At 30.5% G+C, this 14,405-nt stretch carries 13 protein-coding genes and 1 pseudogene; 3 read left to right on the top strand and 11 right to left on the bottom strand.

All coding sequences use genetic code 11. The features are described 5' to 3' along the window. Positions 1-74: 74 nt before the first annotated feature. From amrS to thpR, 3 genes are read right to left on the bottom strand one after another with little or no spacing between them, the layout of a single operon-like run. Positions 75-1,061 carry an AmmeMemoRadiSam system radical SAM enzyme gene (gene amrS / locus BUB36_RS04725; RefSeq protein WP_073147544.1) on the bottom strand — a complete coding sequence of 329 codons (987 nt, stop codon included), beginning with the start codon at positions 1,059-1,061 and terminating at the stop codon, positions 75-77. Positions 1,062-1,091: 30 nt separating this feature from the next. Further along, the gene (amrA, locus tag BUB36_RS04720) at positions 1,092-2,492 is read right to left on the bottom strand and encodes an AmmeMemoRadiSam system protein A (protein WP_073147542.1); all 1,401 of its coding nucleotides are present in this window, start codon (positions 2,490-2,492) and stop codon (positions 1,092-1,094) included. A 42-nt stretch (positions 2,493-2,534) separates the two neighbouring features. Further along, the gene (gene thpR / locus BUB36_RS04715; protein WP_073147540.1) at positions 2,535-3,056 is read right to left on the bottom strand and encodes an RNA 2',3'-cyclic phosphodiesterase; all 522 of its coding nucleotides are present in this window, start codon (positions 3,054-3,056) and stop codon (positions 2,535-2,537) included. A gap of 593 nt (positions 3,057-3,649) precedes the next feature. On the opposite strand from thpR, the gene BUB36_RS04710 reads away from it, so the two are divergent. After that, positions 3,650-4,972 carry a GGDEF domain-containing protein gene (locus BUB36_RS04710; protein WP_073147538.1) on the top strand — a complete coding sequence of 441 codons (1,323 nt, stop codon included), beginning with the start codon at positions 3,650-3,652 and terminating at the stop codon, positions 4,970-4,972. 107 nt (positions 4,973-5,079) lie between these two features. Here the strand turns inward: BUB36_RS04710 and BUB36_RS04705 are convergent, their stop codons facing one another. The 3 genes from BUB36_RS04705 to BUB36_RS04695 form a co-directional block, all read right to left on the bottom strand. Beyond that, entirely contained in the window at positions 5,080-6,342 is a 1,263-nt protein-coding gene (locus BUB36_RS04705) for a PTS ascorbate transporter subunit IIC (RefSeq protein WP_073147536.1), read from the bottom strand. Position 6,343: 1 nt separating this feature from the next. Beyond that, on the bottom strand, positions 6,344-6,619 hold the full coding sequence (locus BUB36_RS04700) for a PTS sugar transporter subunit IIB (RefSeq protein WP_073147535.1): 276 nt from the start codon (positions 6,617-6,619) through the stop codon (positions 6,344-6,346). Positions 6,620-6,888: 269 nt separating this feature from the next. Beyond that, the gene (locus BUB36_RS04695; protein ID WP_073147534.1) at positions 6,889-8,982 is read right to left on the bottom strand and encodes a BglG family transcription antiterminator; all 2,094 of its coding nucleotides are present in this window, start codon (positions 8,980-8,982) and stop codon (positions 6,889-6,891) included. Positions 8,983-9,619: 637 nt separating this feature from the next. Between BUB36_RS04695 and BUB36_RS04690 the strand changes: the two genes are divergently transcribed. Both BUB36_RS04690 and BUB36_RS19210 read left to right on the top strand, forming a co-directional pair. Then, positions 9,620-10,117, top strand: a complete 498-nt coding sequence (locus tag BUB36_RS04690; RefSeq protein WP_330390411.1) for a cupin domain-containing protein — start codon at positions 9,620-9,622, stop codon at positions 10,115-10,117. Between the two features lie 228 nt (positions 10,118-10,345). Continuing rightward, a pseudogene (locus tag BUB36_RS19210) lies at positions 10,346-10,458 on the top strand (IS200/IS605 family transposase); the annotation flags it as partial. Positions 10,459-10,792: 334 nt separating this feature from the next. Here BUB36_RS19210 and BUB36_RS19595 read toward each other — a convergent pair. The 5 genes from BUB36_RS19595 to BUB36_RS04675 all read right to left on the bottom strand — a co-directional run bounded on the left by BUB36_RS19595 (position 10,793) and on the right by BUB36_RS04675 (position 14,370). Next, positions 10,793-10,951, bottom strand: coding sequence for a hypothetical protein (locus BUB36_RS19595; RefSeq protein WP_165613029.1), 159 nt, complete (start codon positions 10,949-10,951; stop codon positions 10,793-10,795). A gap of 299 nt (positions 10,952-11,250) precedes the next feature. Further along, complete coding sequence (locus BUB36_RS19590) at positions 11,251-11,415, bottom strand: hypothetical protein (protein WP_165613028.1); 165 nt, start codon at positions 11,413-11,415, stop codon at positions 11,251-11,253. A gap of 167 nt (positions 11,416-11,582) precedes the next feature. After that, entirely contained in the window at positions 11,583-13,352 is a 1,770-nt protein-coding gene (locus tag BUB36_RS20120; protein WP_165613027.1) for a TRC40/GET3/ArsA family transport-energizing ATPase, read from the bottom strand. A gap of 1 nt (position 13,353) precedes the next feature. Continuing rightward, a complete protein-coding gene (arsD, locus tag BUB36_RS04680; protein WP_073147531.1) occupies positions 13,354-13,662 on the bottom strand; it encodes an arsenite efflux transporter metallochaperone ArsD in 309 nt (102 codons plus the stop codon). Positions 13,663-13,968: 306 nt separating this feature from the next. Further along, positions 13,969-14,370 (bottom strand): arsenate reductase ArsC, encoded by a 402-nt coding sequence (locus BUB36_RS04675; RefSeq protein ID WP_073147530.1) that lies wholly within the window; start codon positions 14,368-14,370, stop codon positions 13,969-13,971. Positions 14,371-14,405 lie beyond the last annotated feature (35 nt).

The raw sequence follows: 14,405 nt of genomic DNA, 5'->3' as shown, positions 1-14,405 counted from the left end.
GTCCACTACCATTTTTCTAGATAGAAGATAGGCTGCTACTAAATAATTATTAAGAAACAGCTAACTTATAACTTTTATAATAATATTTTTATATTATATCCACACCGAGGACATTGATTACTATCGATATAGAGCTTTGATAAAAAGCCATTTCTTTGAACTAAAAGCTTATTACATTTAGGACAATAAGTTGAATTATCCACATTAGCTATATTTCCTAAATACACATAATTTAAATATTTTTTAGCAATCTTCCTGCCTTCTAACATTACATCTATATTTGTAGGAGGTCGGTCCATTTTATATGCTTGAAAATATCGAGACAAATGTAATGGAATATTCTTATTTAGCTTACCTAAATAAGAAGCAATTTCTTCTATCTCTTCCATAGAATCGTTAAGACCATTTACCAATAACGTGGTTATTTCTACATGGGATTTTTTATATGCTTCTTCGATGGTTCTTAGTACAGCTTTAATATCTCCTCTACATATTTTCCTATAATAATTTTGCTTAAAGGATTTTAAGTCTATATTCATGGCGTCTATGTAAGGTAACAGTTTTATTAAAGGCTCTCGTTCTATATATCCATTTGTAACAAGAACAATGCTAAAACTTGGGTATTTTTCTTTAAGCTTCTTTGAAGTTTCATATACGTACTCATACCAGATAGAAGGTTCATTGTAAGTGAAAGCTATACCTACATTATCCTCTGAGTTTAAGCATATTTCTATTAATTCATCACTAGATATATATCTGCTTTGGGGTTTATAATGGGCTATCCTATAATTTTGGCAAAAATCACAAGAAAAATTACATCCAAAACTTCCCACTGATACAATATTCTTCATTGGCTTAAAATGATAAAGAGGTTTTTTTTCTATGGGATCATTTGCAATAGCCGTTATTTCTCCATAGTTCATTGTTTTAAGTGTCCCATCCTTATTTATTCTGACAGAACATAAACCAAACTTATTATTATCTATGATACAATTATGTGGACATAAAAAACATCTTATTTTATCATGATATTTTCCATAAAAATATCCATCATGTAACAAAGTATCACCTACATTTCAATATTCTAATCACTATCTATGTCTTATAACTTCAAATTTCTCAATAGTATAATCTTCATCTGGAGATATATTTCCTTTTTGTAATGCAATACTTAGCTGCTGATCCACAGTATTTATTCCATCTAAATCGGGAAGCAGTAATCCTGTCTTAGAGCCACTTTTTACTATCACACCGTATTTTTTAGGGTCTAGTTCTTCTTTTGAAGCTTTTTGTGGCTTTGTAAGTACATCCACCGAAAAATCTAATTCCCTTAATTCATCTTCCCTTACAGGTGAAAATCTAGGATCATGCTGTCCAGCTTCCACTGCATTTCTGATAATCTCCTCAGCTATATTTTCTGTAACGGGAAAAATGGTTCCAATACAGCCTCTTAATCTTCCTTCTTTTTTTAATGAGACGAAAACCCCTCTTTTAGCTTTTTTCATTTCATCATTTACATAAATAGGTATATTCATATAATCACCATACATTAAATAATAGGTCAAGCTTTCACGAGCAAGTCTTACATAGAGATCTTCCTTTTGTATTTTTTGTTGGATTCTATTTTCATTTTCTTCTATTAATTGCTTATAAGTATCTCTATTACTGTCTTTTATAGAAAAATCCATAACACAATACCCTACACCAAATGTACCTTCATAGGCTTTAAGATTTCCTTTAATATCATATCCATTCATTGCACCTAACATAATATAAAAAGATCTTAATCCACATTCACCTGCTTCTTCAACAGTTGTATAGTCAATATTAAAAACACCTGAAACATCGCCATTTTTAAGCTTAGCTATTATTTCTTTATCAAATTTCTCACCATAAGGGCTATATTCATATGGCCCATCTTTTTTAAGCCTGTGGGACAGATCCCCACTAGCAATAAATACTGCATCTACAGTACTGTCTTCTACAGCCTTTTTAATACACATACCAAATTTATAAAGCTGTAATTTAGGTAGCATTCCATAGGTTATATGAACTACTTTATAATTTACAAATTTCTTATTTATAAAATACAAAGGTATTATGGTACCGTGGTCTAGCCCATAATCGATTCCATATTGCAGAGCAGATTCCTTTGTTATTTCTGCCGTTAAAATATTTTCTTCGTTTGAATATTTTATCATTTTTTTTAATAAAGGTATATTTATATTTAAATTCATTTCCACCTGAGAAGCTTTAAAATTACCTAAATTTCCATATATGGTAGTCTCAGCAGATACTGCAACAGCATCGCTGAACAATGGACCATGGGGCGTAACTATTATTATTGTATCTGGTTTTATTTCAGCTATTTCTTCAGCAACTTCATAACATGCAGCCGATGTTGCTCTTATCTTCTTTTCTTCTCCTCGTCCTACCTCTGGAATCATGATGGGTGGATGAGGCATTGTATAAAAAGCATGAATTTTCCCCACTCTAATCACCTCTTTCTAAATTTTCGTTTTAATTATTACCTCTTATATAATTATTTCCTTCAATGGTTCATAGACCAACTTTTCACCTACTCTTTTGCTTTCCATGAGAGCTATTGAACGTATTGGTACTTGTATAGGATTTACAATAATTTCTTTTATTGAGTCTTTCCTTACTATTTGTCTACCTATAGTAATATGAGGTCTATAGCTTCTATTATCAATCTCAAATTCATTTTTCATTAATAAATTTCTTAATTCTTTTTGCAATCTTATAAGCTCCCAATTTTTATCAATTCCCAGCCAGATGATCTCTTTATTTTTCCTTTTAAATGACCCAATGTGAGATATGATAAGCTGCTTAGGAGGATGTTTCAGCTTGTATAAAATATCCACAAGTAAACTTAATTCCTTTGAATTAACTTTACCAATAAACTCCAAGGTTAAATGAAAATTATTTAGACTTGTAAATCTACCCTTGATTGAATGTTTAACAACCATGTTCCGATATTCAAATAATCTTTCTTTTGTTTCCTTATGAAATGTAACTGCATAAAATACCCTCATTCTTCTCACCTACATTACAAATATTTTATAACCATAATCTTTTTACTTGAATTTGAAAACAAGTTCTCTAAAAGTTCCTGTAATAATAGCTTCTTTATTTATTAATTTTTCATTCATATAGATTTCCCATAGTAAAACTTAATTTATACATATCAAAATATCTAGGGCTTTTAAGGAGTTTTGATGTGTATAAATTAACTGCTTTACTGAAATATCTATATATTTTTTGTAAATACAGCTTCTATGTAAATAATGATACCAAAAAAACAAAAAAATACCATACTTGAATATTAAGTATTAAAAATATTTTTTATAATTGAGAAACTTGCGTAGTTAAAAATTAATAATTTTAAAATACAATATGTAGATAGCTTACTTGACTCTCTCTACTATATTTTGTACTCCAATCTAACTCCATCAAGATATCTTAAAAAGTTTCTTAGAGTTGGAGAATTACCAACCTCTTCAATTCTAGATGCCATTTGTTGAGTTAATCCTGTTTCTTCATCTATAAAAAATGTTGAAATATGCTGAAAATTACGATAGCATGTATATAGCTATATCCATAAAAAATATTACACTGGGGTGAAGAAGTGTATAGTAAAAAATTAGCTAATAATAAGGTTCATTCATATTATAGGAGGTATTTCATTATAATTGCAGTTATTTGGATTACTTCCCTATTGTTTTTATCCTACTTCTCATATACTAGAGTAGCAAAAAACATAAAAGAACAACTAGGTAATAAAGCAATGCTATTAGCTAAAGATATCTCACAAAGATTTGTTTTAAAAGAAAAAGACTTTAATGAACTGCTAAGATTAGATTTTAATAAAGTATTGCAGCATCCTATCAATAAAGAATTTGAAAAAGATATAAGGTCTGTTATTAAAGATTCTGATATCAAATATGTCTATCTTGAAGTTCCTTTAATCCCTTCACAAGTAAAATACACTGTTGAAGCTGGTGAAGAAGAAATATATAATGCCAAACTAGGAACCCCTTTACAGGTTATATACTTATTAGACGCAGTTATAAGTGACGAAGTTCGCCTAGAAGATACCAATGGTAAGTGGTATGTTGATAAAGATAGATATAATGTGATGGATAAAAAATTTTATGATATATATGAAAGTAAAAAAACCTCTTATCATATTGTGAGAGATAGATGGGGTAATTATATAACGGGTTATGCACCTTTCTATGATGATAATGGAAACTATATAGGACTGATAGGCGTAGATATATTTATTAAAAAGTACAATAAAATTTTATTAGAATATTCAATATGGATATGTGGATTCATATTGATTAATTTAATTATAGGCATAATGGCGACACATTTATGGTTTAGAGTAAAAAGTGCAGAAAAATATGCAAAAGAAAAGGATTTACTTTCAGCTCTTGATGATTTGACATCAATACTTAATCGTAGAAAATTTATGGAGATATTTGAAGATGAATGGAAAAAAGGTATTGAAACTAAAGAAAGTCTTTCATTATTTTTAATAGATGTAGATTATTTTAAAGAATATAACGACAATTATGGGCATCTCAAAGGTGACGAACTTTTAAAAAAAATAGCTTTTGTGTTAAAACATAACGTAAAGAAGTATGGAGGATATGTAGCTCGTTATGGAGGAGATGAATTTATTGTATTATTGACCAATATAGATATAAAACAATCTGAAAAAATAGGAAATAATATTGTTGAAGCATTATACAAGCTTAAAATAGAACACAAATATTCGAAGATTAGTAATTATCAAACTGTAAGCATTGGCCTAGCAAATATGATTCCAACCCAAAAAACATTTCCACAGTTTTTGTTTAGCTATGCTGACAAAGCTTTATATAAAGCAAAGCATTATGGACGTAATCGAATATGTGTATGGAAAAAGCAGTCATTTAACTAACTTTTAAATGACTGCCTTTTAGTTTCCCCAAAGTATTGTTTAATCTATATTTTTTAATTAAAGATTAGTAAGGCAATTCAACTTTTTAACCCTGACCTCATTTCACATTAATTAAATAAATTAGAAATAAAGCCGATTATGATTCCTACAACTCCAAAGTCTGAATCTCCAAATGTTGTGCCTTGGAAACCTAAGTCCCCTAAAACAGGTAATAATAATGCTGGCAAAAAGCTAATCAATAGGCCATTTGCAAATGAACCAACAATAGCTCCTCTTTTTCCTCCAGTGGCATTACCGAATACACCAGCAGCTGCACCCGTAAAGAAGTGGGGTATTAACCCAGGTACAATTATTTTAAGACCAAATAACGGTAATATAAACATAGATACAACACCAGCAATAAAGCTGAAAAAGAATCCAATGATAACTGCATTTGGAGCAAATGGGAATACTGCTGGACAATCCAAGGCAGGAATTGCATTTGGTACAATTTTATCAGCAATTCCCTTAAATGCTGGAATAATCTCTGCCAGCAACATTCTAACACCTGCCAATATTATATAAACCCCTGCTGCAAATGTAATCCCTTGCATCAATGAAAAAATCAAAAAGTTTTGACCGCCACTTAGCTCAGTTTTAATGTATTCAGAACCTGCCGCAATTGCCACAACCATAAATAGTATTGTCATTGTTAAGGATACTGCAACAGAAGTATCTCTTAGAAAACCTAGAGATTGCGGTACTTTAATAGTTTCTGTTGACTTTTCTTTATCCCCTGCCACTTTTCCAATTACTGCTGCACAAAAATATCCTATAGACCCAAAGTGACCAATTGCAAAATCATCACTGCCAGTAATTTCTCTAGTAAATGGCTGTAACATTGCTGGTAATGCTGCCATTAAAAATCCTAAAATCATAGCTCCTACAATAACCATCATAATACCTGTCATACCTGAAGTTGCTAAAATTACACCAATCATACATGCCATAAACATGGTATGATGCCCTGTTAAAAAAATATATTTCATTTTAGTTATTCTTGCTACCAATATATTTACCAGCATACCAAATAACATAATAAGTGCTGTTTCTTTACCAAAAGTCTTTTGTGCAACTGCAACAATAGCTTCATTATTTGGAATAACTCCTTGTATGTTGAAGGCATATTCAAACATTTTTCCAAAAATATCTAAGGAACTAATTAGTATACCAGCTCCGCCTCCTAATATTATAAAACCCATAATCGTTTTCAAAGTACCTGAAATCACTTCAGCACTGCTCTTTTTCTGAAGCAAGAGCCCAAATAATGCAAATAATCCTACAAGAATTGCTGGTGAGCCTAAAATATCTTTCATTATTAAATCATACATATTATTCTCCTCCTAAATTTTCCTCAAGAACTTTCCTCAATTCTTCTTTATCTAATAAATTAGCTAATTGGATAACTTTCCTCTCTCCATCTACTAAGTTATTAACAATTGCTGGAGAACCAATATAGAAGTCAGCCTTTTCTGTTTTTGCAGATGCTAAATCAGTATGTGCTACTTCAGCTTTAATTCCTAGCTCATTAAGAATTTTTTTAGCATTCATTTCAACAATAAAACTGCTACCTAAACCATTTCCACATACAATAAGAATTTTCTTCATGATTTTTACCTCCTACACTAAAATAATTAACTAAATTAAACTTCTAATCATGGAACATCCCAATCTTGTATCACCTCCAATTGGTACTACTATAGCGTTTAGCTTAAATTTAAAGGTTTTCTATTACTTTCTTCTAAAACATCAGATTTTCAATCACTCTATAAATTTTTTATAAAAATATAATCCTATTACATAAAAAAGTAGTAAACGATATTTTAAAAATAAATTCAAATATGAGTATTCTTATCTTTTTTAAGCTAAAAAAAGGGTTATTTTATCGAATATTGTTCCACCTTCTCAATTACTGTATCTACTGAATTTGCATTAATTAATTCTTCAATGTTTTTCTCATCTGATAACAAAGAAGATAATTGAGCCAAAGCCTTTAAATGTGTTTCGTTGTCTATTGCTGCTAACACAATCATAATATAAACCCTATGTTTTTCTTCTTCCGAAAAAGAAACGCCGTTTTTAATCCCTAAAAAACTCATCCCTATCTTCTTCACTCCATTTTCTGGACGAGAATGAGGTATTGCTATTTTAGGTGCAATAACAATATACGGTCCCATTTCTCTGACGCTATCGATCATCGCATCAACATACTGTTTTTCAATATGCTCATTTGCAAGTAAAGGTTCCGATGCAATTTTTATCGCCTCCTCCCAATTATCTACTTTATCAATAAATTTTATATAATCTGTTCTTAGCAATTCCTTAAGCATAGGTTTTTTATCCTCCTTAATTTCTACTTGGGCTTTAAAGATATAATTTGTTATATCACTCTTCAATTTATCCCTGTTATTAATCTGAGAATGTTGTTCGATTATTTCCATTAATGTTTCTATATATTTCACTTTATTATCGTTAACCCCGATTGCAGTATTAATCCGACTTAAAAGCAACTCTTTTTCTAGGTCACTTAATATAGGTGACACAACAAATACATTCTGATATTTTTTTTTCTTTTTTAGTGGTACCGTAGAAATTATAAAATCAACTTCATAATTTTCATTCTCATATTCTCTCAGTGTTATTATTTTAATAATATCAACTGTTGAAAACAGTTCATCTAATTGAATCTTCAAAAGCTGTGCTGTGCCTATCCCGCTTGAACATACAATAATAGCCTTTTTCCTTACTGGTGAAACTAAGCCTTCTTTCTTCATCCAACCACCGAAATGCATAGCTATATAAGCTATTTCATCATCATTCAGCTCAATATTGAGATCTTTTTCTAAGTGCTGCACAACTTTTTTTGTTAAGAAAAACAGAGAGCTGTACTTATCCATCACCTGATTAGTCAATGGTGCATTAGTGTTTATGCTGTATTTAATCCTGTAGTAAGCTGGCTTTAAATGAAGTAGCAAATTCTTCTCTAGATTGCCTCTTTGTTGAAAATTTACACAAGCAAACCGTTGGAAAGCATCGACCATGTTCTTAATTAGTTTTTTTAAGTATCCTTCATTTTCATTCAACACATCTGAACTGTTTGGATTGTTAATCCGTGCACATAAAAAATGTATTGTAATATATGTAATTTCATCCTCAGAGAGTCTAACTTTGTAAAGCACTTTCAATCGTTCAGCAATGTACTGAGCGGCTTTATATTCCTTTGTTTCTATAAGAATCTTTTTTTCTTCAGCATCAATCTTTACTGTTTTTTCATTTTCTATTCGATTAATGAAAAATATCAGTTGTAATGAAAATTTAGAATAAAATTCATAAGTATACTCTACGTTTAAAAAACGTTCACATTCACAAAGAATACTGTTTATTTCATCAATATCAAAACGCCAAATAAAATCAAAGCTTTGAAAATGCCATTCAAACCACCTTCCATCATGTATGTTAATTAACTGTGAAAGATAAAAGACCAAACAGCTTCGTATATCCCTCTCAGTTCCATTCAAAAGATATCCTTTCTTTCTATCGGACATAACTTCAACATTGAATTTTCTTACTTCCTTTTTTAGTTCCTTTAAGTCTGACAGGATAGTATTTCGACTTACATCAATAATTTCAATTAGATTATTTAGAAACACACTACCATTACAAGCTGTTATATGAATAACGATTAGTGCCTTTCTTTCATTGGCAGAATATTCATATCTTACTCCTTGAATCTTATCAAATACCTTTTTAATCTCTTCCTTTTCTTCTTCTTGAATAAAAAGCCCTAAAGTATGAATATTCTGAACTGGACTAAAATTATTATATTCCAACCACATATTGACCTTTTTTAAATCGTAATAAATCATACGCTTTGAAAGTGACAGTTTCTCAGCTAGCACCTCTATAGATATATAGTCATCTGTATTTATTAATTTTGTTAGCAACATACTACTTCGATAGTCTAAAATCATAATAACCTCCATAATACTATTGTTTAACAAATTTCTATATGAGTGCTCACTTTGTATACTGATACTAATGGTTTCTCTTTACATGATGTCAAAATCGATTTAAATCTCCTCATATCCATAGTTCTGTTTATAATTTATTTGCAAAAATTGTATATTTTACCCCTGCTGCATTAGCAATTCACTGGCTAATCTTATATGTATACCATTTACAGATTTTATCACAACACTCGTCACTTTAATATCCCCATCATCTATGAAAAGTACATCTTCTGTATTATCAGTATATTACATCAATTAGGTCTATGAATAGTACAAATGTTGTAATATCTATATACACAAATTGGACTCTTTTACTTAAAAATTAATAAAAAGAGCCATAGAAAAAATTTCTATGATTCAAATTATTTAAGTAGAACTATTAATTTAAACCATCAAATAATGAATAGATTTTTTTAAGATATATAAGGAAATTCCAATATTTCATCTAAATAATCTTTATAAATCTAATCACATTCCCTAAACATAGAACATATGATAATTTTATAAAACTATGAAAGGAATGAATAATATGTACAATGCTTATCAAACATATCCCTCACCTTACTACATTAGCACACCAATCTATGGTTTTGGCAATATGTATAATTTTTATAGAACCTATCCATATCCTTACTGGTGTAACACCCCGATGTTTAACTTAAAATTTCCAAAGCAATTTATTAAATTGAAGGATTATGGATCTGAACCCTTTGTAGTTAATATTGAAGACGCTACTAAGCAAAATAATACTTACCGTACTGCTTTATGGACAGGAGATAATTTACAAGTTACATTGATGAGCATTAAGGCTGGAGAAGACATAGGTTTAGAAGTTCATCCTACAGTGGATCAATTTATACGTATTGAAGAAGGTCAGGGACTCGTTAAAATAGGAGATAAAAAAGATAAGTTGGATTATCAAAAAAAAGTCTATGATGACTATGCAATAATGATACCTGCTGGCAAATGGCACAATGTAATCAATACAGGTAATAAACCACTTAAATTATATACTATCTATGCACCACCTGAGCATCCACATGGTACGATTCATGTAACTAAAGCAGAAGCTGATGAAGGTAACTACGGTCATTAATATCAAGGAAAACAGTTTTTAGAACAGCTTTCTAGGCTAAGAGCAAATTATCCTATGAAGCTGTTTTTTTATGGTAAAATAAATGGATACTTCATTTGTCTTTGTTGTATTATAAATACCACCCCCTAAGCTAGTGGTTCTAAAAAGCTTTAGCGGCGAGGAAAAAAAAACCAATGCTATATAATATAGTCATTGACCAACCAACTAAAAAGCAAAGGGGGAAATCCAATGAAATGCATAAATATTTTATCACATACTAAATGGAATTGTAAGTACCATATAGTGTCTGAACCAAAGTATAAATATATGGGAAAATGAAAAAAGATATAGGGATTTTACGGGTGGTTATGATTAGACTACTTTCCCTATTACCGCTTCTGTAATCCCTAATATTTAATAGATTTTTATATACTTGTATCTATTTTGTTATACTTTTTTCTTCTATAGCTATTTATTAATATCATATTATTAATGAATCATTCTTCATACTATATTATGCTATTTAAAAATAGCATAATATAGTAAGCAAGACAAACGAAACGTCCCCTTGTCTTCTATAGTAAGCAAGACAAACGAAACGTCCCCTTGTCTTACCCTTGTCTTAAGACCTTGACCAATCAATACTATATTAGCCAAGGTCTTAAGACTTACTTTAGATAGTGTGAAAATTTATTTTTAAATCTTTTTTTCGATTTTTTCTAATTTGTCTCCAATATTCCTTAATTCCTTTACCATTTCACCTATTGCCTTCTCAATTTTTTCCATTCTTGCATTTTCTAATTTTTCTTTTTCTTTCATTCTGCCTATACCATAAGGATCATTAGAATTTTTCATTACTTTATCCCCCTTCAAATACTTTTTATTAACAGGTTACTTTAGTAACCGTAAAGATGGTTATTTGATTTGTAGTCACAACTTAATAGAATGTCTCTTGAATAAATCCTCTCTCTAACTCATTATTTTTTAGTATTCCTATTCTACTAATTAATTTATCTTTAACATAATTGATATCTTTATATACTATTACATTATTTAGTTTATCTATATTTCTTATGTTTTTACATATAAATAATTTTGTACAAAATAGCTAGATTTCATAGGATAGTCACGTCTTAATTTCCCTATTTTTTTTATTATCCTTGAATCTTTTTCTCTATTTTTTCTAATCTCTCACCAATATTTTTCAATTCCCTCACTATCTCTCCTATTGCATTTTCCATTTTTTCTATTCTTTCATTTTGCACTTTTTCTTTCTCCTTAATACGGTCTATAGCATATGGATTATAATAACAATTCACGATAGTTCCCCCTTTTCCCATTATTTTATTTGGTGACTACTCCTAAGAAATCTTAGCTTATGGTTACTCAATTCGTTTATTTTTCTCTATACTTTATTAGTCTTTGAATTTCATTATAGAAATCTTTACTGGACATTTCTCTTTTATATTTTCAAAATTCAATGTCTTTAAAAACAGTTTTCTCCTATCCTCTTTAGCATATCAATACCTTTAATCTCATTATCATACATGGGAACTTGAAGTATTTTAGCTTCATTAAACCTCTCTACGATTTCATCAAAATATTTTATCTGCATCCTTCTTCTATTCCTGAAAAAAGGTGTAATCGCTTGCTCCTTTGGAATAATAAGGTTTGCAACAGCTAGCTGAGTTTTTATTCCTACAGTTTCTAACTCTTTTGATGCTCTAAAGGCTTCTATGATTGGTGTTTTCTCAGGATACATTACAAAAGCAAATGTAGTTCTTTCTTCATCCTTCAACATTTCTATAACCCTCTGAAATTTTACTCTTTGCTTTTTATCTGCTTCACTTATGTCTGCTGACTCTCCTGCTTTAAATTGGATTTGTTTACTCCAATCCATTGGGAGTTCTAGTAATCTCAAGGTATGTCCTGTCGGAGCTGTATCAAATACAATCACTTCAAAATCCTCTAGATTTGCATATTCGATAAACTTTTGGAAAGCTGCCATTTCTTCTGTACAAGGTGAATCCAATTCTTCTTCCATAGTCATTACTGTTGTTTTATCAAACTTTTCTCTAGCATCTGATAATATCATATTCTTATATTCTTCTGTTGCTTTCTTTTGGTCAATCTTTACTGCATATAGATTATCTACTCCATCTATTTCCGTAATTTCATCTGTAACAGGCTTTTCTAATACATTCCCAATATGTGCTGCGGGATCGGTTGTCATTAGTAGAGTTTTATAACCATTCTTTGCAGTTTGTATTGCAGTAACACAAGCCATAGATGTCTTCCCTACTCCACCTTTACCTGAAAAGAATATGTTTTTTCTTTTTCCGTTTTGAGGGTAGATAAGATTCTCTATACTCTTTTTATCATTATTCCCTTTAAATAGTTTTTGTGAACTCTTTCTGAACATCTCTATACCTTTAAGCTCTGAATCAAATAGTTCCATTGTTACTATAGGAATATCTATAAATGTTTCCTTAGCCTTTGCTAAATAGCTTTGCTGCATATCATATCTTGATTTAAAAAAGTGATTGATAGCTTCTTCCTTTGGGATAAAACCATTAATAATTATTTTTGTTGTATTTATTCCTAATTCCTTCAGTTCATTAGATGACCTTATTGTTTCTTGTAGAGACGTTTGTTCTGGCTGCATTACAAAGATAAAATCCGTTTTATCTGTGTCCCTCAGCTTTTCAATTGCATGATCGTATTTTTGTTTGCTTTCTTGTATAAGTGCTACAGGCCCCATACAGGTTTGCCCACTACCCTTTGCACTTTCTTCGATATGTTTACTCCAATCTACTGGGAGTTCCAAAAGTCTAATTGTATGCCCTGTTGGAGCAGTATCGAAGATAATAATATCAAATGTATCTTCCTCCATGAAGTCAATAAACTTGTCAAAGGATGCCATTTCTTCTGTACATGGCCCACTAAGCTGCTCCTCGGCAATTTTTATCATTTCTTCATCGAAAAGCTCTCTCATAGGTGCAAGAGATCTTTCTTTATACTCATTAGTAGCTTTTTCAGGATCAATCTCCATCGCAAATAGGTTTTCTAATCCATCAATTTCCGTCACTCTGTGACCTATTTCCTGCTCAAAGACATCAGAGAGATTAGCAGCTGGATCTGTTGTAACTATTAATGTTCGTTTACCTTGGTCGGCATAATAAACTCCAGTAGTGCATGCCATTGAGGTTTTACCTACGCCACCTTTTCCAGAGAAAAATATGAATTTAGTTTCCATTTTATTCATCTCCTAAGCTTTTTTCCATCTCTTCAAGGGTTGGGTATTCATGAGTTTTAATAACTTCACCATTAATAGTTGTTACTGGGAGCACTTTTCTTCCATTATCTTTTACTAGTTTATATACTTTTTCATTTTCCTTAAATTTCATTGGTTGCTGCGTTATCATATATCTTTCTATCTGAATACCTTCATGCTTCTTTTTCAAATGTTCTATATTTTCCATTAGTTTAACTAATTTTTCATCTACACTCGGTCCACACACACCCGTTGAACAACACATTGCTGGCTCAAAAAATTCTATTTTCATTGATTTATCCTCCTTAAAATATTGGTATATACAGCAAATAGGTAATGAGTGTTTTCATTACCTATTTAATTATTAAATTCAATCTTTAATTTAACTTCTTGTGCTAGTTAATTAAATTTTTTGTTTATAAAATACCTTAGAGAGTTTTAATATTTCATTTGAGTGATTTTTATAAACCTGTTTTCACCTTCAAAACAATATAAAAAAACAGTTTTATTACATGAGCGAAAAAGAAATATTAAAACTCTCGTGATAGAAACTATCACAATAGGTTAATTTGAAGTATATTGCTAAGCTATTAAATTTTTACAATTCACCCCTTTTTACTCTTTGAATTAACTCTTCTACTTTTTTCTTTACAATATCTCTTGTTTCTCTGAATCCTTCAATTGGTCCTCCAGATGGGTCTTCAAGCCCCCAATCTTCTGAGTGCTTGCATGGCACATATGGACAAACCACGTTACATCCCATAGTTACTAAAATATCTATTTCTTCTGGGATATCAGTTAGAAGTTTAGGATGATGCTCACTCATATCTACCCCTGCTTCCTCCATTACCTGTACTGCTTTAGGTTTTACTTCTGGATATTCTTCAGTTCCTGCCGAATATACCTCAAGAACATCACTACCTAATTTCTTAGCCCATCCTTCTGCCATTTGAGAACGACATGAGTTGTGAACACAAACAAATGCTACCTTCTTTTTCATGATAAATCCTCCTAGTTATAGTCTTTATACTGTGG

The sequence above is a fragment of the Paramaledivibacter caminithermalis DSM 15212 genome, from assembly GCF_900142245.1.
Lineage (GTDB): Bacteria > Bacillota > Clostridia > Peptostreptococcales > Caminicellaceae > Paramaledivibacter > Paramaledivibacter caminithermalis.
This window is presented reverse-complemented; position numbering and strand designations above follow the sequence as displayed.

Bases quoted from the DNA above. Each gene is read 5' to 3' on its own strand.
- BUB36_RS04700 (WP_073147535.1), bottom strand. From the start codon at position 6,619: ATGAAGAAAATTCTTATTGTATGTGGAAATGGTTTAGGTAGCAGTTTT.
- BUB36_RS04675 (WP_073147530.1), bottom strand. From the start codon at position 14,370: ATGAAAAAGAAGGTAGCATTTGTTTGTGTTCACAACTCATGTCGTTCT.
- arsD (WP_073147531.1), bottom strand. From the start codon at position 13,662: ATGAAAATAGAATTTTTTGAGCCAGCAATGTGTTGTTCAACGGGTGTG.
- BUB36_RS04695 (WP_073147534.1), bottom strand. From the start codon at position 8,982: ATGATTTTAGACTATCGAAGTAGTATGTTGCTAACAAAATTAATAAAT.
- BUB36_RS04690 (WP_330390411.1), top strand. From the start codon at position 9,620: ATGTATAATTTTTATAGAACCTATCCATATCCTTACTGGTGTAACACC.
- BUB36_RS20120 (WP_165613027.1), bottom strand. From the start codon at position 13,352: ATGGAAACTAAATTCATATTTTTCTCTGGAAAAGGTGGCGTAGGTAAA.
- thpR (WP_073147540.1), bottom strand. From the start codon at position 3,056: ATGAGGGTATTTTATGCAGTTACATTTCATAAGGAAACAAAAGAAAGA.
- BUB36_RS19595 (WP_165613029.1), bottom strand. From the start codon at position 10,951: ATGAAAAATTCTAATGATCCTTATGGTATAGGCAGAATGAAAGAAAAA.
- BUB36_RS04705 (WP_073147536.1), bottom strand. From the start codon at position 6,342: ATGTATGATTTAATAATGAAAGATATTTTAGGCTCACCAGCAATTCTT.